This window comes from Trichothermofontia sp., from assembly GCF_053493415.1.
Window position 1 is genome coordinate 1 of the sequence record NZ_JBRCAD010000025.1, and the last position, 24035, is coordinate 24035.

The 24035-nt window shown below is 49.0% G+C and carries 18 protein-coding genes; 16 read left to right on the forward strand and 2 right to left on the reverse strand.

The genetic code is table 11. The annotated features are described in order from the left end of the window. Together ACWIUF_RS02440 and ACWIUF_RS02445 are read right to left on the reverse strand one after the other, a co-directional pair. A partial coding sequence (locus ACWIUF_RS02440) for an SDR family NAD(P)-dependent oxidoreductase (protein WP_448570587.1) occupies positions 1 to 3773 on the reverse strand: 3773 nt, incomplete at its 3' end. 367 nt (positions 3774 to 4140) lie between these two features. Then, positions 4141 to 5610 (reverse strand): HAMP domain-containing protein, encoded by a 1470-nt coding sequence (locus ACWIUF_RS02445; RefSeq protein ID WP_448570588.1) that lies wholly within the window; start codon positions 5608 to 5610, stop codon positions 4141 to 4143. Positions 5611 to 5774: 164 nt separating this feature from the next. Here ACWIUF_RS02445 and ACWIUF_RS02450 point away from each other — a divergent pair, with 164 nt between their 5' ends. The 16 genes from ACWIUF_RS02450 to ACWIUF_RS02525 all read left to right on the forward strand — a co-directional run bounded on the left by ACWIUF_RS02450 (position 5775) and on the right by ACWIUF_RS02525 (position 24024). Continuing rightward, on the forward strand, positions 5775 to 6830 hold the full coding sequence (locus ACWIUF_RS02450) for a glucokinase (protein WP_448570589.1): 1056 nt from the start codon (positions 5775 to 5777) through the stop codon (positions 6828 to 6830). A gap of 357 nt (positions 6831 to 7187) precedes the next feature. After that, the gene (gene priA, locus ACWIUF_RS02455) at positions 7188 to 9782 is read left to right on the forward strand and encodes a primosomal protein N' (protein ID WP_448570590.1); all 2595 of its coding nucleotides are present in this window, start codon (positions 7188 to 7190) and stop codon (positions 9780 to 9782) included. Between the two features lie 325 nt (positions 9783 to 10107). After that, positions 10108 to 10452, forward strand: coding sequence for a hypothetical protein (locus ACWIUF_RS02460; RefSeq protein WP_448570591.1), 345 nt, complete (start codon positions 10108 to 10110; stop codon positions 10450 to 10452). A gap of 13 nt (positions 10453 to 10465) precedes the next feature. Continuing rightward, entirely contained in the window at positions 10466 to 11350 is an 885-nt protein-coding gene (locus tag ACWIUF_RS02465) for an Rpn family recombination-promoting nuclease/putative transposase (RefSeq protein ID WP_448570592.1), read from the forward strand. 2 nt (positions 11351 to 11352) lie between these two features. Then, entirely contained in the window at positions 11353 to 13149 is a 1797-nt protein-coding gene (locus tag ACWIUF_RS02470; RefSeq protein ID WP_448570593.1) for an ABC transporter ATP-binding protein, read from the forward strand. A gap of 83 nt (positions 13150 to 13232) precedes the next feature. Further along, positions 13233 to 13670 (forward strand): DUF29 domain-containing protein, encoded by a 438-nt coding sequence (locus ACWIUF_RS02475; protein WP_448570594.1) that lies wholly within the window; start codon positions 13233 to 13235, stop codon positions 13668 to 13670. A 14-nt stretch (positions 13671 to 13684) separates the two neighbouring features. After that, a complete protein-coding gene (locus tag ACWIUF_RS02480; protein WP_448570595.1) occupies positions 13685 to 14557 on the forward strand; it encodes an Rpn family recombination-promoting nuclease/putative transposase in 873 nt (290 codons plus the stop codon). 120 nt (positions 14558 to 14677) lie between these two features. After that, on the forward strand, positions 14678 to 15124 hold the full coding sequence (locus ACWIUF_RS02485) for a DUF29 domain-containing protein (RefSeq protein WP_448570596.1): 447 nt from the start codon (positions 14678 to 14680) through the stop codon (positions 15122 to 15124). Between the two features lie 371 nt (positions 15125 to 15495). Continuing rightward, on the forward strand, positions 15496 to 16356 hold the full coding sequence (locus ACWIUF_RS02490; protein WP_448570597.1) for a ribonuclease toxin HepT-like protein: 861 nt from the start codon (positions 15496 to 15498) through the stop codon (positions 16354 to 16356). Between the two features lie 51 nt (positions 16357 to 16407). After that, positions 16408 to 16902 (forward strand): DUF4351 domain-containing protein, encoded by a 495-nt coding sequence (locus ACWIUF_RS02495; RefSeq protein ID WP_448570598.1) that lies wholly within the window; start codon positions 16408 to 16410, stop codon positions 16900 to 16902. A 93-nt stretch (positions 16903 to 16995) separates the two neighbouring features. Beyond that, on the forward strand, positions 16996 to 17712 hold the full coding sequence (locus ACWIUF_RS02500; RefSeq protein WP_448570599.1) for a class I SAM-dependent methyltransferase: 717 nt from the start codon (positions 16996 to 16998) through the stop codon (positions 17710 to 17712). Between the two features lie 34 nt (positions 17713 to 17746). Then, positions 17747 to 19024, forward strand: coding sequence for a glycosyltransferase family 4 protein (locus ACWIUF_RS02505; RefSeq protein WP_448570600.1), 1278 nt, complete (start codon positions 17747 to 17749; stop codon positions 19022 to 19024). Positions 19025 to 19033: 9 nt separating this feature from the next. Continuing rightward, the gene (locus tag ACWIUF_RS02510; protein WP_448570601.1) at positions 19034 to 20101 is read left to right on the forward strand and encodes a glycosyltransferase family 2 protein; all 1068 of its coding nucleotides are present in this window, start codon (positions 19034 to 19036) and stop codon (positions 20099 to 20101) included. Between the two features lie 107 nt (positions 20102 to 20208). Then, the gene (locus ACWIUF_RS02515; RefSeq protein ID WP_448570602.1) at positions 20209 to 21525 is read left to right on the forward strand and encodes a hypothetical protein; all 1317 of its coding nucleotides are present in this window, start codon (positions 20209 to 20211) and stop codon (positions 21523 to 21525) included. 51 nt (positions 21526 to 21576) lie between these two features. Continuing rightward, a complete protein-coding gene (locus tag ACWIUF_RS02520) occupies positions 21577 to 22815 on the forward strand; it encodes a glycosyltransferase family 4 protein (RefSeq protein ID WP_448570603.1) in 1239 nt (412 codons plus the stop codon). A gap of 6 nt (positions 22816 to 22821) precedes the next feature. Then, on the forward strand, positions 22822 to 24024 hold the full coding sequence (locus tag ACWIUF_RS02525) for a glycosyltransferase (RefSeq protein ID WP_448570604.1): 1203 nt from the start codon (positions 22822 to 22824) through the stop codon (positions 24022 to 24024). The last annotated feature ends 11 nt before the right edge of the window (positions 24025 to 24035 follow it).

Sequence of the window (24035 nt, forward strand, 5' to 3'; positions counted from 1 at the left end):
GGCTTGAGGGGAGCGATGTAGGCAGCGAGTGCCTGGGTTGGGTAGCTGGCCGCCTCAATGACGGGGGCAATTAAGGGGTGAAGACCATCGATGCCCGCCAGGATTTGGGCTTGATTGTGATACAGCGCCGTCAGCAAAGACAGGAGACCCTGGGGGATCGACATACCATAAAATCCCTGCGCCCGTGTCCCTTCCTTGCCCCGACTGGCCCCCACCTCATCCCAGGCGCTCGAGCAAAAGCCAAAACTTTGGGCAAACCCCTGTTGACGCTGATACGCACTGAAACTGTTCAGAAAAGTATTGGCCGCTGCGTAGGCCCCCACGGTTGCCCCGGCAAAAACGCTAATAACGGAGGAAAAATTGATAAACAGGCAGTTGGGATCATCTTTAACCAGTTGGTACAGACTCCAGGTGCCCTGAACTTTGGGGTAGAGGGTGGCGGCGAAGCTGGTGCGGGTTTCCTCCATCAATAACCGGTTAGGCGCAACTCCGGCCAGGTGGATCACCCCCTTAAGTTCACAGTGCCAATCCTGCTTCGCCTGCTGGACCACGGCCTGGAGGGCGATCGGATTCCCGATATCAACCGCTGCATAGGCGATCGCGCCGCCCAGTGATTGCAGGGCTTGGTAGGCCTGGAGGCGCTCGGCCTGTTTTCCCCCCTGGGCGATGCACTGGGGCCATGTCTCGTCAGGGGGTAAGGGGGTGCGGCCCAACAGGAGCAACTTGGCCTGATAGTGGGTTAATAGATAGCGGGCAATCTCAACCCCAATGCCGCCTAGGCCCCCACTGAGGACATACATTCCCCCGGTGTGGAATGGGAGGGGCTGGGTGGGCTGGTGCAAGAGATCAGCCGGTTCCAGGCGGGGGATCAACCGCTCCCCCTGACGGTAGGCGACCTCGCGGGCGCGGGGCAGGGCCGCCATCTCCGCCAGAAGCCGGTCGATCGCGGCTATCCCCAAACCAACGGGAACATCGATGTGGAAGCTGTCAAGCCAGGGCAGTTCCCGGGGAAAGGTTTTGAGCAACCCCAGCATTGGACTGTGGGCGTAGGCAATGCGATCGCCGGGGGTGACGGCCTGGACCTGACTGGAAACCACGGCGAGTTTCACCGATTCCGTGTGGCATTGGGCCTGGGCGATCGCCTGTACCAATGCCAGGAGGCTATAGGTCCCCACCGCCAGGATCTGTTGTAGGTGTTCGAGGCTATCCACCGCATCGATCGCCGCCTGCGGATCAGCCGCATTGGTCCAGGTGTGGATGATCTGACCGAGGGTCATCCCCTGGGCGGCGATCGCTGTGATCAATTGGGCATAGTGTTCCGGCTGGTGGGGGTCAAGGCTATAGTGATCGATCGCCCGTTGGGAAAATGCCGTTGCCGGGGTGACGGTAATGCAGCGATGTCCGGCCTGCTGGAGGCGATCGCACCACGCTACCTTCTGGGCCTCATCCACCAGCAGCAAGGTGTGCCCCACCGGTTGCCACGGCCCCTGATTAAGCAAGCGACAGGGCCGCCAGATGGGGCGATAGAACCAATCGGGGAGGGTATTGTTGTTGCCCAGGAGCAGATCCACCCGCTTGCGGATGGGGTCAAACGCACCGGCCTCAAATTGTTCCCGCAGTTGCGATCGCTGAATTTTGCCGATCGAGGTTTTGGGAATCACTGCTGGTTCTACGGGCAGGAGGGCCGCCGGCACAATGCCTAACTTTTGGACAACGGCGGTCTGAATTGCTTTGAGCAGGGTTCTAAGATCGACCTCGGCGGTTAAGGGGGTGTGGAAAAACAGGATCAGTTCATCTGTATCGCTGCCGACGGGGCGGCTGGCACAGGCCGCCGTATAGGAAACCACCACCCCTGGGATAGCCTCCACCACGGCTTCAATCTCGTGGGCGTAGTAGTTGCTGCCGTTGATGATAATGACATCCTTGCTGCGGCCCGTAATTGTCAATTGGCCGTGCTCGAGAAACCCCAGATCGCCCGTCTTAAACCAACCCGCATCAAAGGCTTCCTGGTTTAGGTCCGGGGCTTCATCGTAACCAGCCGTGACCGACGCCCCCTGCACTTGCAGCGCCCCGATCGTCCCCTCTGGGACCACGTGCCCGTGTTCATCCACAATCCGGAGGGCAATCCCCCGCATAGGCGCACCTAAATTGGCAAAGGCATCGCCATAGGGACCAGGGGGATCAACCAGGTAGGTGGGATTAAAGGTAACCCCAGAAGCGGTTTCCGCCATTCCCCAGGAGGCGTGCATCGCCGTGGGGGCCAAACCGTGGGGGGCCATGAGTTCCAAAAAACGGCGGGCGGTTGGGAGGACGATCGGTTCCGCCGTATTCAGCAGCGATCGCACACAGGACAGATCCCACCGCCGTTGCTGAATTGCCTCGGCTCGATCGTTCACCAACGCCAAGGCAAAGTTGGGTGCCCAGGCACTCGTTACCCGATGGGCTTCGATCCAGTCAAACCAGCGTAGGGGATCGGCTAACACGGCAGAAGTGGGGGCATGGAGCGCCTGCGCCCCCAAGTAGGCTGGGCGGATGACGCAGCGAATGATTGGCCCCGGATGATCCAGGGGCAACCAGTTGAGAAAGCGATCGCGGCTGCTAAAGTCACATTGTTCCGCTGTCGCTGCCACACTATGGAGCAGATTGCGGTGACTCAAGGTCACGCCCTTAGGCACACCGGTGCTGCCCGACGTGAGTAACAGGAGGGCTAAATCCTCTCCCTGGCTGGGATGGTGATCAGGGCTGGGGAGACAACCCTCGTAGTCTGCGATCGCCGCCACGCGCAGTTCAGCACCCACCGCCGCTGCCAGGGTCTGGATGGGGTCCCTCAGCCGCCCCTCGGTGAGGATTAGGGGGGACTGAAACCGCTGCCAAGCACTGAGCAGTTTTTTGACCACGCTGTTGTTGGGATCATAGACCGGGGCTGCCGCGATCGGGACGGGCACAAACCCCCCCAACACACAGGCCCAGAAGGCGGTAATAAACGCTGGGTGGCTTTCAAACTGGAACAGCACCTTATCCTGGGGCTGGAGTCCCTGTTGGCGCAGGCCCGTCAACAGCCGTTCCGCCTGGGCGAGTAAATCTGGGTAGGGTTGGGCGATCGCCGTCCCGTCCGCCTGTAGATAGGTCACCCCGTGGGTGGGAAACTGCTGGGCCGCTCGTACCAGTAAGGCCCCCAGGTTAGTTGGGAAATCTGGCCCCCAATCTTCCCTTGCCCCCGCACTCAGGGCGGGTGATCGGTCCGGGGCGACGATCGGCCTACGGGGTGAGGCATCGACGACCGGGGGAGCAGTCTCCGCGATCGTCGGGGCTGTTGCGATCGCGGCGTGATGTAAAAATTGCCCGTGGGGTAACAGATCGGCATGATGGAGGTAGGGCGTTGGCGGCGTGTACGGCTTAAGGACCACAGCCACTTCCGCGTCGGTTACCCTAGCCCGGAGGGTCTTTTCCCACGCCTGAGCTAGGTTGGCATCGACCACGCCGATCCGTGTCAACTGTTCCCGATCCACCTCACCCGTTGCCGTTAGGGGCAGTTGGGAAATGGGCACAAATACCAGATCCGTCAGCGCGTCAGCAGGTAATGTGTTGGCGAGGTGCTGGCGCAACCGTGCTTCGGAAAAGTTGCCACTGAGGACCACATAGGCGACCCGTTCCGGTTTAGCGGTGTGCTGATTGGTTCGCCGTAGGACCACACAATTCTCAACCCAAGGGGCCGTTAACAGAGCAACCGCCACCCGCTCGTCATAGGTTACATTTGTCTCATCTAGTAGCATGAATAGCGCCTATCGCATATAACCTTTATAGCGTTTGCCCTAACGGGTTTGGGAAGTGTCATTAAAGCGTCGTCGATCGCAAACTTACAAATTAAACGTGATAGTCGTCTCGGCTGTCTAGTGTGGGATAGCCTCGGCTGTGCTGATGAGTTGTGGGATAGCCGTCTCGGCTGTCTGAGTGGCAGGCAGGATGCCTACCCCACAACATCCAGCAAATCTAAAATCTAAAATCTAAAATCTAAAATTCCATCCGGCAGGATACCGACCCCACAACGCTGTTTGATGATCAACTGGACTACCTACCCTGACTTCAGTCTATTTGAGTATATTATAGTCACAGCGATCGTCACATCGGAGCCTGAGGGATTCAGGCATTAGGCGAGGAGGATCGCCGTTGACGCATTGTTCGCGCTTTTTTCTGGAGGTCTTTGAAGAAATCGCTTTCAACAATATCTTTTACTTCCTTCGCACGCTTGGCTTCGTCAATTTCAACCTGGAGTTGGGTAACCTGTTGTTTTAGTTCTTTCTCCCGGCCATAGATCTCTTGAGCCATACGGTTGAAGACACGGGCCAAATGCCCCAACTCATCCGTCCGCTCCATAACCGCAGCCAGGGCGATCGCCTTGAAATCACCCTGTTCGATCGCGGCAGCAGTTTTGGTAATCTGCAAAATTGGTTTGGCTAGCCAATACTTTGCTAAGAGAAATACCAGGCTAGAAATAATCAGAATCATGCTGATAAGCATGATGATTAAGGTTTGAAGATTACGCTGAATATCCTTGAGATAAAGTGCTTCAGGAATAACGGTACCAATCATCCACTGGTGGTAACCTAGGGGTGAGAATGAGACGAAGAAATTTTCCTTTGTCTCAGGATTCCGATACCGAAAGCTCTGTTGTGTTGACAGGTTATTAAAACTAAGTGCCTCTGCTTTGATGACTTGATTGGCAATTCGCAAATTAGGATCGGTTGCATCTGCCAATTTTTTTAGCATAAGTTCGTCATTTTCACCAGTTGTATACATCGCTTCTTCCGAGCTAGAAGAGGCGATAATCTCCTGTTTGAGATTGCTTAGAAAGATGAATTGTCCATGTTTATCATAATCCTGTAGATAGGTGGAGACCTGTTTTAATTCAAAAGCGATACTAACAACTCCTAATAAATCGCCACTATCCGGATCTTTCAGGACTAAGCCAGAGGAAACGCCAGGGGTCCGACTTGTCCGAAAAATATATACATCACTCCACGCAATTTCTCCCGGTGTTTCTAAGGCAGCTTTATACCAAGAGCGTTGGGGTGAGTAAAAATCTTCCCGGACAATTTCTGTGCGGCCAATTTTTAGATTTCCTTGAGCATCGATTGTATAGAAGTCTGATGTCTTCAAGGCGATTTGCTCAAGATCATTCCATCGACGGTTAACAACACTTAAGGAATCAGAAACTCGATTCGCTCCAAAAAAATCACCATTTGGAAAACCAAATTGTAACCAGGAAAAACCAGGATTTGCTTCTAAAATTTTCAAATAGAAAAGCTCTCTTTTGTATGGATTATCCAAGCTGATTTGACTCAGAAAGGATTGTTCGATAAAGTGATGGACAAGAGCGACGTTATTAAAAATACGTTCAACTTCGGCTCCTGTGCCTTGCGTAACCTGGTTATTCACGTAACTAACAATATCATCAATATTGCGACGAGCGGTAATCAGCCAGGGAATATGCACTACCATAACCGTTGTTCCCATAATGAGAAAGACGGCTCCTAATAGCTTGGTTGTTAAATTTATTTGAAAGATCTTGGGTAGTTTTTTAGCAATTTCCTGAGTAAGCTCTGGAGCCATTACGATCGCCCCTAGTATCATTGATTCCCCATGATACCGCGAAAAATCGTCTGTTTGTGGTAGGGTTTTGCCTGAAGGACCGTCGGGCAGATCACGGCTGAGCGAGTGGGGTCAGATTGTTGTCACATTCGGTCCAGTATCTTGAAACTGGGAGTCAATACACCATGACCATTCTCCTCGCTGGTGACATTGGCGGCACGAAAACGATCCTGCGCCTAGTCGATTCTGCCGTACAGGTGGAGGACCTCCCCACCCCCACGACGTTATATCAGGAAACCTATGCTAGCCAGAGTTTCCCCGACTTGGTGCCGATGGTGCAGACGTTTTTGGCAACGGCGGAAACTGTGGTGGGGCACTCTCTGCCGGTGGCCCGTGCTTGTTTTGGCATTGCCGGACCGGTTATTGACAATAGCTCGAAGCTGACTAACCTCAAGTGGTCGCTGGCGGCTGATCGCTTGGAGCAGGCGTTACAGATCCCCAAAGTAGCCCTCATTAATGACTTTGCCGCGATCGGCTATGGGGTTTTGGGCCTTACGGCAGATGAGTTATTGACCTTGCAGGCCGCCGAGGTGGACCCGACCGCACCGATCGCCGTGCTGGGGGCGGGGACTGGGTTAGGGGAGTGTTTCCTGATTCCTTGCCAGGGCCACTATCACGTCTATGCCTCCGAAGGTTCCCATGCCGACTTTGCCCCCCGCTCAACCCTAGAGGATGAGTTGCGGATCTATCTCCAGGCAGAGCGCCAAATCAGTCGGGTTTCGGTGGAGCGGGTGGTTTCTGGCCGGGGGATTGCGTCGATCTACCAGTTCCTACGCCAGCGATCGCCGGCGTTGGAGTCGCCAGCCCTGGCCAAAATTTTCCACACCTGGCAACAGGAACAGGCCCAAGGGCTAAAGGGCACGGATCTGTCGGCGGCGGTTTCCCAGGCGGCCCTAGCGGGGGGCGATTCCCTGTGTGTCGAGGCGATGCACCTGTTTGTTAGTGCCTATGGCGCGGAAGCGGGGAACCTGGCCCTCAAACTCCTACCTTACGGTGGGTTATACGTGGCGGGGGGGATTGCCCCCAAGATTCTCCCCCTCTTGCAGGCCGGGGAGTTTATGGCCTCGTTTAAGGATAAGGGGCGGTTTCGCTCAGTGCTCGAACGCATCTCGGTACAGGTGGTTCTAAACCCCCAGGTGGGCCTGCTAGGGGCAGCCCTCTATGCCGCCCAGGAGATTTAGGGCTATTACCTGCCGGTGAGCAGTTCAGTCTGCCAGTGCCCTAGTGGTCTGTCAAACTTAATTTGGCTTTGTTGGGTCTTGCAGAGCTACAACACTAACCTATAACCCATAACCTTAGGCATGACGGACCACTAGTCCCCCTGCAAGCAACAACTTCGGTCAGGCGCGAATTTTTATAGTACAATTAAACTATGCTGTTATGATTCAATTCAGCCATTGTGGCAGGAGTGCCCTTGAACCGGGGATGGCCGTCGCGGCTGTCGTCAGGACTAGGGCGGTACTCAGGACTAGGGCGGTACTCAGAACTAGGGCGGTATATGCTCAGGAGCAGGCAGGATACGATCAGGAGCAGGCAGGATGCCTACCCCACAACATCCAGCAAATCTAAAATCTAAAATCCCAAAATCTCAAATCCCATCCGTGGGAGCGGCTGATCCCCCCGCGATCTATGCCTGGCCCAATCCAGGTATGGGATGGGCGGAGGTCCTGGTGGATTGTCCAGGAGCGGCTGGGTTATTTACCTATGAGGTACCGCCGGATCTAGGGGTACAGCCAGGGGACATTGTGAGTGTGCCCTTTGGGAGTCAACAGGTGGGGGCGATCGCGGTCCGGCTCCTCAGCCATCTGCCTGCTGATCTGGCCCCAGCGCAAGTACGTCCGATTACGGAAGTGATTGCCCGTGGCTTTTTCTCCCCGACCTATTGGGAACTGTTACAGCGGGTGGCAGCCTATTACTATACGCCCCTGATCCAGGTGATCCGCACAGCCCTTCCCCCCGGCCTACTGGGGCGCGCCCAGCGCCGTATCCGCCTGACACCGGCATTATGTCAGCGGTTGGTCCGGCGATCGCTGCCGGATGCTCCCCTCGCTGACCTGCTTGCTCACAGCTTACCCCTGAGTCCCCCGGCCACCCAGTTGCTCGAACACTTACGGGCCGCCAAAACCCACGACTACAGTTGGCAACACCTGCGCCGCCAAGTGCGTGGGGCCGATCGCGGTCTGCGGGAGCTGTTGGCACGGGGCTGGGTGGAGAGCTATCTAGAACCCCCCCGGCATACGCGTCCCAAGGTGCAGCAGGCGGTGACCTTGGTGGCTGACCCTAGTGCGGAACTGGACGTTACCCCTAAGCAACAGCACGTTCTTATGGAATTACGCCGTCATGGGGGTGATCTTTGGCTACGGGAGCTACTCCAGATTTGCGGGGTTCAAAGTTCGGTGGTCAAAACCTTAGCCAGCAAAGGGTATGTGGTGTTGCAATCACGGGAAGTACTGCGGGCATCCCCCCATGCGGTGGCCAGCGATCGTCCCCAAACCCTCACCCCCGCCCAGGCCGAGGCAGTGGCGGTAATTGGGCGGTTGACGGGCCATGCCCAGGTGTTGCTGCATGGGGTGACGGGGTCTGGTAAGACCGAGGTGTATTTGCAGGCGATCGCGCCCCTGTTAGCCCAGGGGAAATCGGCACTGGTCTTGGTGCCGGAAATTGGCCTGACCCCCCAACTCACCGATCGCTTCCGGGCACGGTTTGGCAGCCAAGTCTGTGTCTACCACAGTGCCCTCGGTGACGGGGAACGCTACGATACCTGGCGACAATTGCTCAGTGGCCCCCCCCAGGTGGTGATTGGGACGCGATCAGCGGTGTTTCTCCCCCTGTCCCCATTGGGCCTGATCATCCTGGACGAAGAACACGATAGTAGTTTCAAACAGGATGCCCCTGCCCCCTGCTACCACGCCCGTACCGTAGCCCAATGGCGATCGCATTTAGAAAACTGCCCCTTGCTGCTGGGATCGGCCACCCCTTCCCTCGAAACCTGGTGCGCGGTGCAGTCGCCACCGCCCCAAGCTACCTGTCCCTACCACTATCTTTCCCTACCCGATCGTATCCAGGCCCGTCCTATGCCCGCGATTGAGGTGATTGATATGCGTCAGGAGTTGGCAGCGGGGAATCGATCGATCTTTAGCCGCGCCCTCCAGGCAGCCCTCCAAACCCTCCAGGATCAGAAGCAACAGGGGATTTTGTTTATCCACCGTCGGGGGCATAGTACCTTCGTCTCCTGCCGCAGTTGTGGCACAGTGATCGACTGCCCTAACTGTGATGTGTCCCTGGCCTACCATCATCCCCATGCCCACGCCCAGCCCTTGCTCCGCTGCCACTATTGCAATTACACGCGATCGCAGCCGTCCCAGTGTCCTACCTGTGGATCGCCCTACCTCAAGCACTTTGGCAGCGGTACCCAACGGGTGATGCAAGAACTGGCTAGCCTGTTCCCGGACCTGCGTGCCCTCCGGTTTGATAGTGATACCACCCGGACGAAGGGTGCCCACCGGACCCTATTGACCCAATTTGCTACGGGTGGGGCCGATCTCCTGATTGGGACGCAAATGTTGACGAAGGGGATTGATTTACCCCAGGTAACGCTGGTGGGGGTTGTCGCCGCCGATGGTCTCCTGTACCTGTCGGACTTTCGGGCCAGTGAGCGGGCGATGCAAACCCTGACCCAGGTGGCGGGCCGGGCCGGACGGGGGGAAGAATTGGGCCGGGTCCTGCTGCAAACCTATACCCCCTTGCATCCGGTGGTGCGATCGGTTCAGCAACACACGTTTACGGAATTCTTGGCAGCGGAACTGCGGCAACGTGCCCAATTACACTACCCGCCCCAAGGGCAATTAATCTTATTGCGCCTGAGTAGTCCTGATCTAGAGTCGGTGCAGGCGGCTGCCGAGGCTCTGGCGCGGTTGCTGACCCCTGACGATCACGATGCAGCCGGTTATGATGTCCTAGGACCAGCCCCGGCCCAGGTGATGCGGGTTGCTCGCCGGTATCGTTGGCAAATTTTGCTAAAGGTGAACCGCGATCGTTCCCCCCGGTTTCCCCTGCCCCTGCCTGATCTGCGCCAATATTGTCCGGCTAATGTTAGCCTAACGATCGATGTCGATCCCCTGAATTTGCTCTGAGGCAAATGCGATCGCTATCCTGACACCAGTTAAAGTTGCTGGAATGGGGGGAAAGCATGACGCATCGCCGCTGTTGTGATCGCTAGCCTCCCTGGTCGCTCCGGCGATCGTGGGCTAGACTGATCGATAACTTAAGGATTCATAGGTTTAAGGAGTTGGGCTTTGACGGTCCTAGAGATCTCAGTCCCTCCCCCGTAGCCTCCCACTTGCTGTGTCAGAAGTACCGTGAGAGGAGGCCGAAGTGGGGAGAAGGTGTGACCGAAATCGGAAGCGTTCTAAGCGGCGGGCTATTTACTGCCCCACGCATGGTTGTTACCTGGAGAGTGTGAGCCAAAAACATCCCTTGTATGCCGATCGCCCCGGACAGCTACAGGCCCGTGGGATCGGGCGGCGGGTGTCATTACTATTGATTGCGACGAAGACCGCTGTCCCCATCAGCCAGGAGTGGCTGGAGGCGTTTTGGTGTGATCAGTGTGGGGAGACGCGGTGGTATCACGTTCATCGCCAGGGCGATCGACACTATGAGGTGAGGCTGGCCCCGAAGGATCTCTGGCAACAGGCGCAAGGGGTGATCCAGCCCAGTGGCAACCCATCCGTGGGTGAGTTTACGCGCCGTCAAGCTCGCCAGATGTCCTATCAAGGGAGCAAGGATTTTCGGATCATTGGCTGAACGGGGGTGAATCTTGAAGACAGATAGCTTGTTTTATCGGCTGTTCCAGCGTCGGCCTAGCCTATTGTTTGAGTTGCTAGGGGAAGTTCCAACTTCGGCGAGTGGCTATCGGTTTCAGTCGGTGGAGTTGAAGCAGACGGCGTTTCGCATGGATGGGGTGTTTGCGCCCCCGGCGGGAGATACGGTATCACCGATCGTATTTGTTGAGGTGCAGTTTCAGGGGGAGAAGGGCTTCTACGGTCGCTTTTTCAGTGAGGTGTTTCTGTATATTCGGCAGGATCAGCCCAAGAACCCCTGGCTGGCGGTGGTGATTTATCCCAACCGAGCGACGGATACAGGGGAGACGCAACACTTTGAGGTGTTGCTCAACAGTTCCCAGGTACAACGCATTTATCTTGATGAGTTGGGTGAGGTCGGCGAGCTACCGTTAATCCTGGGGTTGGTGAAGCTGATTGTGACACCAGAGCCGCAAGCGGTAGGCGCAGCCCAAGCATGGGTGGCTAGGACTCGCAGGGAGGTGAGGACCCCTCAAGAGCAGGAACAACTGCTGGATTTGGTAGAGACTATCATGGTCTATAAGTTCAGTCAGTTGAGTCGTCAGGAGATCCAGCAGATGTTGGGATTTACCGAGACCGATTTGAAGCAGACTCGCTTTTATCAGGATGTCTTTGCAGAAGGTCGACAGGAAGGTCGGCAGGAAGGTCGGCAGGAAGGCCGACAAGAAGAAGCCACTGCTTTGCTCATCCGGCAATTGACCCGGCGATTTGGGGATTTACCGATCGCGCTGCAAATGCGCATCCGGCAATTATCCATTGCCCAACTGGAGCTATTAGCAGAGGCCCTGTTGGAGTTTACAAATGTGGCAGATTTAGTTGGGTGGTTGGAGCAGGCTGAATAAAGGTGGCAAACCCGGCAAGTACCTGGTCGGTTCTAGGGCGAATCTGGCGGCATTTAAGTCGGCGGCGGCGATGGCAGTTGCCGGGGTTGGCGGTGTTGATGTTGGTGAGCGGGCTGGCGGAGGCGTTGACGCTGGGAGCGGTGTTGCCGTTTTTGGGCGTGATTGTGGCTCCGGAACGGGTGTTTCAGTATCCGATGGCGGCGCGGTTGGCGGCGATTTTAGGGATAACGACGAGTGAACAGTTGGTGTTGCCGCTAACCCTCACATTTGCCCTGACGGCGTTGGGGGCAGGGGCGATGAAGCTCTGGGTATTGTGGTGTAATTATGGGTATGTACAGCGGGTGAGCCATGAATTGGCGGTAGCCGTTTATCGGCGGACGTTATACCAGCCCTACCCAGTCCATATCGCTCGCAATACGAGTGAAATGATTAGTGCGGTGGGTAAAATTGAGAGCGTGACCGCAGCTCTTGTACAAGCTCTGACGCTGGTGAGTGCGATCGTGACGGCGGGGGCTATTATGCTGACGCTGGTTGCGATTGAACCGTTAGTTGCCGCAACAACCTTTTTGGGGTTTGGCGGGTTATATGGGGCGCTGATCTATGTGACACGGCAGCGGTTAGTGCATAATAGTCGTCTGATTAGTCGCAAGCAAACCTTGCGAATTAAGGCGCTTCAGGAAGGGTTGGGGAGTATTCGCGATGTTTTGCTGGGGAATAGTCAACCGTTTTATTGTCAGATCTATCAGCAGGCGGATTGGCCGTTGCGACAGGCGCGGGCTAGTAACGCATTTATGACTGCGAGTCCCCGCTATGTGATGGAATCGGTGGGGATGGTGCTGATTGCGGCGATCGCCTATGGGCTGCGCCAAGAACCCGGTGGCGGGGCCGCAGCATTGCCGATGTTGGGGGCATTGGCGGTGGGGGCACAGCGGTTATTGCCGGCTTTACAACAAATGTTTTCCGCTTGGGCCTGGATTCGCGGGGATCAGCGATCGGCGGAGGATGTGTTGGATTTGTTGGACCAGTCGGTCCCGGCTATTGCCTTGCAGCCCGCCCCTCCGGCGTTAGAGTGGCAGTCGGCGATCGCGTTTGCAGGGGTTAGTTTTCGCTATGGGGAAGATGGCCCGTGGGTGCTGACGGAGGTGTCGTTCAAAATCGCCAAGGGAATGCGCGTCGGCTTGGTGGGGACTACGGGGAGTGGCAAGAGTACGACGGTAGATTTGCTCATGGGGTTGTTGACACCCACGCAGGGGGAGGTGTGGGTGGATGGGATGCCGTTGGTCGGGGAGTATTGTCGAGCTTGGCAGCAGGCGATCGCCCATGTGCCGCAGCATATTTATCTGGCGGATACGACGATCGCGGAGAATATTGCGCTGGGGGTACCGAAAGCGGCGATTGATTTGGTACGCGTGCAACAGGCAGCCGCACAAGCCCAAATTGCGGCCTTTATTGAGGAACTACCAGAGGGCTATTGGGCTGAGTTAGGAGAAAGGGGCATTCGCCTCAGTGGGGGGCAACGGCAACGGGTGGGGATTGCACGGGCGTTATATCGGCGGGCATCGGTGTTGGTGTTTGATGAGGCGACGAGTGCGCTGGATAATGCAACAGAAAAGTCGGTGATGGGGGCAATTAATCAGTTGGGGGGGGACTTGACGGTGATTTTGATTGCCCATCGGCTGAGTACGGTGCAGGATTGTGATCTGATTATTGAGTTTGAGCGGGGGCGGGTGGTGGCTCAAGGGACTTATGAGGAGTTGCTAGCGCGATCGGCAAGTTTCCAACGGCTAGCAACCCGTTGATAAATCGCGTAGGTTTCGGCATCTTGTTTGTACTGGTGTTTGAACCGTGTTGAATTAAGTTAACGAGATGATGCACTCGATTCATGAAATCCTCTTCTCTTTACGAAAGTGACTTTTATACTTGGTCTTTGCAGCAAGCTCAACTATTGCGTGATCAGCAATATCATCAAGTAGACTGGGAGCATTTAATTGCAGAGGTTGAAGACTTGGGACGGAGTGAATACAGGGCTTTTGTCTCAGCGATTGAACAACTCACTCTGTATCTGTTGAAATGGCAATTTCAGCCGAGCCGTCGCTCCCGAAGTTGGAAGCATTCCGTTGATAAACAACGGATTCAACTAGAACGCATACTAGACGATAATCCAGGACTCCAAGTTCACTTAGATGAAATGATCGAAAAAGGTTACAAGTATGGGCGCAAAGGCGCTATTAAGGAAACCACATTGCCTGAAACAACCTTTCCTCTGCGCTGTCCCTACGCTTGGGCGGATCTCATAAATGACGATTTCTTCCCAGACTAGACAGTGGATTCGAGATGAAGACGGATAGTTTGTTTTATCGGCTGTTCCAGCGTCGGCCCAGTTTGTTGTTTGAGTTGATCGGGGAGATGCCTGCGTCGGCGAGTGGCTATCGCTTCCAGTCGGTGGAGTTGAAGCAGACGGCGTTTCGGCTGGATGGGGTGTTTGCGCCGCCGGATGGCGATGAGGTGTCGCCGATCGTGTTTTTGGAGGTGCAGTTTCAGGGGGAGAAAGGCTTCTACATCCGTCTGATTAGTGAGGTGGCGTTGTATATTCGTCAGTATCAGCCGGCCAACCCGTGGAAGATTGTGGTGCTGTATCCGAGTCGGGTGGTAGATACAGGCGAGACATACCACTTTGAGCCATTGCTCAACAGTCCCCAGGTACAACGGATTTACCTGGATGAGTTGGGGGAGGTTGGGGAGCTACCGTTAATGCTGGGATTGGTATGCTTGATTGTGACGCCGGAACCACAGGCGATGGGCGCAGTGCAGCAATGGGTGGCGCGGGCGCGGGCCGAGGTTGGGGACGCTCAGGAGCAGGGGCAACTGCTGGATTTGGTAGAGACTATCATGGTCTATAAGTTCAGTCGGTTGAGTCGCCAGGAGATACAGCAGATGTTGGGATTCACGGAGACAGATTTAAAGCAAACGCGCTTTTATCAGGATGTGTTTGCTGAGGGGCAACAAGCGGGACGACAAGAAGGACGGCAAGAGGAAGCGGTTAACCTGCTATTGCGGTTATTAACACGGCGGTTTGGCGAGGTAGAGGGGAATGTTCAAACGCGCATTCGTCAATTAACGGTGGCGCAGTTAGAGGCATTGGCGGAAGCATTGTTAGAGTTTACGAGTGTGGCGGATTTAGTTGGGTGGTTGGAGCAGTCCGAATGAGGATAGTTGTTGCTTCTGGCAGGACTGACCGTTGGGCTGGCCATTCTGCTTGGCGGTTAGGTACTTTATGCTTGAGGAAACAAAATCGAGTGGTGTCAATACTTTTAGTAAGACCAAGACATGGATGACAGGCTTTATGAGCAAGATTTTTATTCCTGGGTTCGGCAACAAGCGAGCCTATTAAGACATGGCCAATTTGATCAGTTAGATATCTCCCACTTAATTGAGGAACTCGATGATTTGGGAAATCGCCATTATGACCAACTGGAATCTCGCTTGATGCAATTGACTGCTCATCTTCTAAAATGGCAAGTCCAGCATTGGAGGCGCAGCAATAGTTGGCGAGCGACAATCCGAGTGCAGCGAACAGCGATCGCTAAGCTCCTACGGCGTAATTCCGGCTTACAACCCCGTCTGTCAGAAGCGATGGCTGAGAGTTGGTCAGAAGCTAGGGATCTGGCGATCGCTGAAACCGATTTACCCGATGAGCAGTTTCCTGATATCTGTCCGTTTTCTGTGGAGCAGGTGTTGAGTGCAGACTTTTGGCCGGAACCCTGGTCTCAGTGATCTGGGTTCGGTGATCTGGGTGAGGTCGGGCAGCTACCGTTAATGCTGGGGTTGGTGCGGTTGATTGTGAGACCAGAACCGCAGGCAGTGGGTACAGCCCAACGATGGGTAGCCAAGGCCCGCAGGGAGGTGAGGGACCCCTAGGTGCAGGGGCAACTGCTGGATTTGGTTGAGACTATCATGGTCTAATGGTCTATAAGTTCAGCCAGTTGAGTCGTCAGGAGATTCAGCAGATGTTGGGGTTTACCGAGGTGGTTAGAGTAGGCTGAGCTATGAAGGCAGGTCTGGGGTTTACGAGGCTGACAGATCTATTGGATTGACTAGACTCGGCTTGATTAATAAATATCTCGATATTCGCCAGTCTTTTGAGTATGAAGCTCTCTAACAGCCTAGTCATCGATAGACAAAAACGTCGCCAGCAAGGTTGGCTGCTTGCTAAAGCAGCAGCTAAACTCCTCCTAGATACCTATCAGGTTAAAAAAGTGGCGCTATTTGGTTCCTTGTTATATGCGCATAGCCTGCGCCACCATTCTGATATTGACTTGGCAGTGTGGGGATTGTCTGATAGTCAGTATTATCAGGCTGTCAACGATTTATCGAGTTTGAGTTCAGACTTTTCCTTTGATCTGGTTCAGTTCGAGTCGGCCCAGCCCAGTCTGCAACGCGCTATTTTGGAGCAAGGGTTGCCAATGACAGTACAAAATACCCAGGCATTGACCCTAGCCTCGATTCCTCGACAATGTTACCCAGAGTCATTCATGCATGATCACGCGATTCTATTGGGTCAAATTGAACAGGAACTTCTAGAATTGAGAACTTTAGTGCAGAAAAATCAGGTGCTGCTCAATAAGCTAAGGGTGACGCAGGATGAAGACTATATCGGTACGATTGCCCTGAATGTGCATAGTTTTTATTCAGGGGTAGAGCGCATTCTGAAGCAAATTGCGCAAGCGATCGAGGGTTCTGTTCCTGATACGGCGGATTGGCATCGGCAACTGTTGCGGCAAATGGCGGCTCCGGTTCGGCATGTTCGACCCAGTATTTTGAGGCCGGAAACGCTGACTATGCTGAATGACTATTGTTCTTTTCGTCATCTAGTCCGCAATATTTATAGTTTTAATCTCAAGTTTGCTCGTGTTGAACAGCTAGCAGCGGAATTGCCTACTTGCTTAAGCTATCTGCAAGCAGATCTGGAGAATTTTATGGGCACGCTTGAGACACCAAGAGAATGAGGATAGCGAGCTTTGCTGAAATATATCTCCATTGAGACTTAGCTTGATGGGTTGGGGAAGGTTGGGGAGCTACCGTTAATGCTGGGATTGGTACGCTTGATTGTGACACCGGAACCACAGGCGATGGGCGCAGTGCAGCAATGGGTGGCGCGGGCACGGGCCGAGGTTGGGGACGCTCAGGAGCAGGGGCAACTGCTGGATTTGGTAGAAACTATCATGGTCTATAAGTTCAGTCGGTTGAGTCGCCAGGAGATACAGCAGATGTTGGGGTTTACGGAAACGGACTTAAGGCAGACGCGCTTTTACCAAGATGTGTTTGCTGAGGGGCAACAAGAAGGTCGGCAAGAAGGTCGGCAAGAAGGTCGGCAAGAGGAAGCCGTTAGCCTGTTATTGCGGTTATTAACACGGCGGTTTGGCGAGGTAGAGGAGGATGTTCAAACGCGCATTCGTCAATTAACGGTGGCGCAGTTGGAGGCATTGGCGGAGGCATTGTTAGAGTTTACGAGTGTGGCGGATTTAGGGATGTGGCTTGATCTAGTTGAGTAAGTAGCTAGATTAATTGAGGGTTGGAAATATACTGGGAATATGTCTCATGGTGCTCCAATAGCAAAGACTACTTTTTGAATTTGGAATACTCAAATGTGGATTGTAAATATAGTACGAAAATATCTCAATAAATTCTTTGTGCCTACACGGGCGGATCTATTCGCATTACAGCGGCTTTCGGCACTGAATCTTGGCTTTTTGCCAACTTCTATCTCAGCCATGCGGCCTGGGGCTATAAACATTATTTTGAATGATATTATTGTCAATGAGCGAGAAAATATTGTTGAATTTGGCTCAGGTATTTCAACTGTATATATTGCTGCTCTAATAAAACAAAAGGGGAGTGGAAGGCTCATTAGCTTTGAACATGATCAAGGATGGATAAAGGTTGTTGAGTCAATGTTAAGACAAAACAATCTCTCTGAGTTTGTATCCTTAGAATATGCTCCCCTAGTTTCAGAACATCCGTGGCAATCTAAGTCAAGAGCAGATTGGTATGACACAGATATTGTTTATCAAGCCTTGAAGGATGAAAAGGTAGATCTTTTAGTGGTTGATGGTCCTCCAGCTTATGGTTCAGAAGGTAAACGTGAGCTTGCTCGTCTTCCTGCTTTACTAGTATTAGGATCTTACCTAAACTTGTCTTCCGCTGTGATTTTAGATGATCTAAACCGTTCTGGCGAACAAAAAATCATTAAATGTTGGCTTGAGAAATATAAAGACTTCAACTTTTACGACTATACACTTGAAGCGGGAATTGCTTATCTCAAACGTGGTTTAGGGTATACTATTGCTATTCAAACGCGTTAGAGCTATCTAGAAGAATTAAACACCCACAAAACTCATGAATCAAGAAAAAAGCTCTAGAATTTTGACAATTGTTGATGGCCTTAGTAAAGGTGGTGTACATCGTAATGCCCAATTATTTGCTCAAGGCTATCAAAAAATAGGTATGGACTCGCGTGTATTTGCCTTGAAAAAAGGAGGTATTCGTGAACATATTCTATCAAGTTGCCAGATACCATATTGGTTGTTTCTAACAAAGGAAAATTTAGCAGAGATTGAAAACTGGGACCCAGCTTTTATTCATATACATTCACATGGTTTTGATGAACATGATTACAGAAAACTTACTAAATTATTTCCTGGGCGTATTGTTTTTGAAAAAAATGTATTCTCTAAGCCAAAGCCTTGGACTCACGAAATGAGTGTCAGTCTTCAAATGTCAGCTTGGTGTGATTGGCGCTTTCGGCAGAATTTGAATGCTAAAAATATAAGAACAGCAATTATTCCAAATGTAACTAACTCCCAAGCGTTTTATAAAGCGAGTGATGATAAGGTTCGAGAATTTAAAAAAATATGGGAAATACCTCTAAATGCAGTCCTAATAGGAAGAGTTGGTCAGTCTAATAATGGAAAGTGGTCAACACTACTCATCGATGTTTTTGAAAAGCTATGTTCTAAAGTTAAGATTGAATTCCACTTACTAGTAGTTAATGCTCCAACGTTAATCCTAAATAGAATTGAGAGATCACTTTTTCGCAAAAGGATAACAGTTATTGATGAAGTTCTAGGTGATGACAATCTAAGTGTTGTCTACTCTGCGATAGATATTTTTGCACTTATTGCGGAGAATGGAGAAAGTTTTGGCAATGTCTTAGCTGAATCTATGCTCTGTCAAACTCCTGTTGTGGCTTTAAGTACACCGTGGGCACATAATTCACAATGTGAAGTTGTAGGGAATATGGAAGGTGGTCTTATTGCAACGACTCCAGATGGTTTCTATAATGCAGTTTTAGAGCTAGCAACTAATAACTCTCTAAGAAAAGAGTTGGGAGAAAAAGGCCGTTTAAGAATCATCAATAAATATGATTATATAAATGTTGCTCGTGATGTATTGAAGGTAATTCAATCAAATTTTTCAAGCATGCCAAGTTCTGAACTACAGCAAAAAATTTTATCAATTTATACAAACACCTATGATAATCCAAATTTTTTGACAATTGAGATTATTAAATCTAATAAGGGTAAGCTTCTACCCCTAACTAGATATACAACAGGGTATGAGTCAGTTAGCAGCCTTCCTAAACGAGTCATTAAAGTTTTTTTGAGGAATATGTAGTGAGCTAGCATGAAAATCTCTGTTATTATTGCCACATTCAGACGTGGGGATAATCTGCTTATAACCCTGCAAGATCTTAAGAAGGTTGATTATAAAGATCTTGAGATAATTGTTGTTGATCAGACTTCAAAAGATGAATATCCTACTGAAATTCGTCAAGAACTAGACAATCTAGCTACCTCTGGAATCTTTCAGTGGATTTACTATCCACGAAACTACGTTTATGAAGCGCGTAATTATGGTGCTGCTATTAGTACAGGTGATTGGCTCTTATGGCTGGATGATGACGTTAGAGTTGGTCCAGATCTGCTAAATAGGTTTATCTCTATTTTAAGAGAAGATAATGGAATTTCAATTATTCAAGGTGGTATTATATCAGAAAGTACTTTTAATGAAGTCTGCAAACTATACCCTGATCTGGGTCTTCAAAAACAAATTGATATATCTTGTACAACTGCTTATGCAAATATGCATGAGAGCAAACAAGAAAAACTCCTCCAACTAAGTCCTGAATTACAGGCGTTTTATTGTGAAGGTGGATTTAGCCAACCTGTAAAGAACTGCTACTGGGTGGCTGCCAACAATATGCTTATTAAGCGTTCAGCCTTTGAAAAACTAAATGGATGGGATGAGTTTATCTTAAATTATGGTGATAGAAATTTGGGAATTAGAGCCGCTCATCAAGGAATGATAGTTCAATGGTATCCAGAAGCTTCTATTATTCATCTTGTAGCGAAGAGTGGGGGTAGTAGGCTTTCTGATCCTAGAAATCCAATTAGAGGATGGCGTGCATGTGTTTCAATTTGGTATCTTGCTTTTAAGTATCTAAAACTATATCCAGTAGCTTTTTGTAAATTTGGAGCTTTTAAAGCCGCACGTTATTCATTTTTATTGAAGTATAACTTTTTTTCAGTCAATCGATTTCTGTATAGCTTATTTTCTTATTTCTTGGCAGCAATAATTGGATTATACTGGAGTTTTCTAGAACCAATATCTTCCTATCATAAATGGAGACAAGAATATTTACAATCCACAAATATTCTACCTAATTCTGATCCATTAAGACGAGTTCCTTAAATAGGCTCGAATAAAGCTAAAATATAACAACGAACTTCAATCAATCATAGCTTAGAAGATAAAGATTTTAAGATTGCTATATAAACCACCTACCTTAGAGATTGAACATGCTTGAACGAGAAATTTGGTTATTTATAATTTATTTATTAACTGCTTCAGGTTTAGCATGGGGATTATATGACAATCGACGTTTGATTGAAGCTCCATTTCTTTATGCTGTAGGTATGTTCTTAATTATCTGTCCTCAGTTATATGTAGCAACATATCACTACTGGCGAGTGCCTGATCAAGCATTCAGAATATTTTCTTTAATGGTTGTCCTTTGTACAATAGCAATTTATTGGGGTTATAGTCAGGGCAATAAAATTCTTAAACAAGAATTTCACTTGCCTAATTATCGATGGATTATCAATGATAATCGTCTTTTCAAAGTAGGTCTTAGTATTGGCATTTTAGGAACTATTGGTTGGATTCAAGCTCAAGCTATAGGTGAAACTGAAAGTCTTTTAAAAGGTGGCTTAAGAGGCTGGCCAGTTTATTGGTATACCTTATCCAAACTAACATTACCTGGCATTAGTTTAATACTAATTTCATATTTTCAGTCTCAGAAAATTAATCGACTTCTTTGGGCAATCGGATTGTCAATTTTTCCAGTTCTGTTAATTACAGAATACGGACGACGAACAATGACGTTTGTTTTGCCATTTGTATATTTATCACCATTGTTGATTTATAAACCCAAAGTCAAAATCCCTCGATGGCTAATTATGACTTCTTTAGTCCTTGCTCTTATAGTTGTGTATGCTTTCCCTTATTGGCGATGGGAATTCCAAGAAGGTCGATATTTTTCTGTAATTCAAGAAAAACCAATATCTGCAATTATAAGCGATATGTTTTCTGGTAAAAAAGACAGAGTTCTTGAAGTGATTGATGGCATGATTGTTACAGGCGCACACTACACAACTAATCAGTATGGTCTAGGCATTGATCTGGTTTATAATAAACTGATTCATCGTTATGTACCAGGTAGTATTCTTGGTTATGATTTCAAAAACTCTCTCTTGATCGGCAGAAGACTTCAGCAAGACTGGATTTCAGAGATATACGGTATTGATATTGCTCGCTATACAACCAAGACCGCTTTTTCAGAGGTTTTTAGTGAATTTTCATTTTTAGGATGTCTTATATTCTTTTATATTGGCTATCTATTTCGTCGCACTAATGATGCTATTATTTATTATTTTGATGGAAGAGCAGTTATTTTCCTTTGTTTCTTTGTAACCCTACCTGCATCATTACCTTATAGTGGCATCCTTACATCTGTCATTACGCAAGTTCCAAGCATATTAATCATGCTTTTTGCTTTTAAATTCTGTTTGTATAAACAAAGACTCTCTTTCGATAATTTATACTATTATGATTAATGGTTTACTGGGTAATCTGAACTGCTAAGAAAATCGTGACTCAATTAATTTATGTTTTTATCTAGCGTTATTGTTGCTCAACTAGGAGCTAGAATGCACTATGCTGTGCCACAAATATTGTATAAGTCTAATTTGTTGACACATTTTTATACAGATATTTGTGCTGTAAAAGGATGGCCTCGTTTTTTATCACTCATTCCTCCCAAAATGCGCTCCCCAGCAATCAAACGACTTCTTGGTCGTGTTCCAGTAGATGTACCACTTGAATTTATTACAGCATTTACAAACTTTGGTTATGAATACTATCAACGTCGCAGAAAAGTTCATACTGCTGAAGATATGATGGCAGTTTATCTTTGGGCAGGAGAATATTTTAATCAGCTTATTTATCAAAATGGTTTCAGAGATGCATCTTATATTTATGGATTTAATTCCGCGTCTGAGACTCTATTTAGATTTGCTAAAAAACAAGGTTTGAAAACAATATTAGAACAAACTATCGCTCCAAAAGCTATTGAATTAGCTATCTTAAATGAAGAAAAGTCTAATATAATTTTTAATAAAAAACAAATAGATTACAGCTACGCCAATAAAATTATTGAACGTGAGTACCAAGAGTGGCAACTTGCAGATGTAATTGTTTGTCCTTCGGAATTTGTACGTCAGCATACTATTTCAGCAGGGGCATCAGAGAATAAATGTATAGTAGTGCCTTATGGAATCAATTTATCTAATTTCATCGTTGATAGCCCTAAAATATACTCTTTTTTATCTGAAAATTTACTTAGAGTACTTTTTGTGGGTACCGTTGGATTTAGAAAAGGTGTCAACTACTTAATTGATGCTATGCGACAATTAGAAGGTTTTCCGATTCAGTGTCGTATAGTAGGTCCTATAGATGCTAATTTCGAGATAACTCTAAAAAACATTCCTCCCAATATAAAATTTATTGGCTCTATCCCTCGTTCTGAAATTATCCGTGAATATGCTCAAGCTGATGTATTTTGCTTACCAAGCTTGTGCGAAGGTTCAGCAACAGTGATTTATGAAGCTTTGGCAGCTAGTCTTCCAATAGTAACAACTTATAACAGTGGTAGTCTTGTTCGGAATGGAATTGATGGCTTTATTATTCCTATTCGTGACTCTTATGCAATAGCCACAGCCTTGAAGTGTTTTCTTGATAACCCTATCTTATTAGAAAAAATGGGATCAGAAGCACAACAACGTAGTCAATATGGATCTATTGAGGCTTATGCTATGCGATTAGTTGAGATTTTTTCATCCTCATAACTTAATATGAAAGTTCTTCATGTTATTCCTTCTGTCAGCCCAATACGAGGAGGTCCAAGTCAAGCTATTTTTGGAATGACTCAAGCGTTGCAAGAGAAAAATATTAGAGTTGAGATTGTTACTACAAATGATAACGGAACTAATCTTCTAAAGGTTCCTCTTAATCAACTTATTCCTTATCAGGGAGTATCTACTCGTTTTTTTAATCGTTTTTCGCCTAATCATCTTGGAATAATTCGAGAATTTTCTATTTCTGATAAATTAACCTACTGGTTGTGGCAAAACATTCAAGAATACGATTTACTACATATTCATGCTATTTTTTCTTATCCCTCAACAATTTCAATGCTCATCTCTCATCTCAAAGAAGTTCCATATATTAATCGCCCTCTAGGCCAACTTTGTCACTGGTCTCTTCGCCAGAGTTATCTTAAAAAGAAGATTTACTTTGAGATGTTTGAAAGACATAACCTTAATTACAGTTCTGCCCTACATTTTACTTCTCAACGTGAGCAAGAAGAGTCTAGAAGCGTTAAATTAAAAACACCAAGTTTTGTTATCCCTCATGGTTTAGTGATACCGAAAGAAATATCCACAGCGTCACAAAGACTCCATGAGCATTTTAAAATTCCCATTAAATCACCTATTATCCTTTTTTTGTCTCGTCTACATCCTAAAAAAGGCTTAGATTTTTTAATTCCTGCCTTAGGAAAACTGAAGCATTTACAATTCTCATTGATTCTTGCAGGAGATGGCGATTCTGAATATATTCATAAAATTAGACACTTGTTGACTACATATTCTATATACGATCGAACTTATTTTCCTGGTTTTGTAGAAGGTGAGTTTAAAGAACTTTTGTTACAGGGATCAGATCTTTTTGTTCTTACCTCCTACTCAGAAAATTTTGGAATTGTAGTTCTAGAAGCCTTGGCAGCAGGTCTACCAGTCTTGTTAACTCCACAAGTAGCTTTGTCTAATCAGATCAAGAAATATAACCTCGGCTATGTCGTTAATCTTGAAGTTTATGAAATTGCTACTCAATTAGAATATTGTCTTCTAAACGCAGATGTCATTAAACAAATCGGCGATCGCGCTCGTCAATTTGTTCGTGATAACTATACCTGGAATCGAACTGCCGCTCAATTAATTGAGGTATACACTGCTATTCTGAACAAACAACCTATTCCTGAACAATTTTTACCCTAATTAAATCAGGC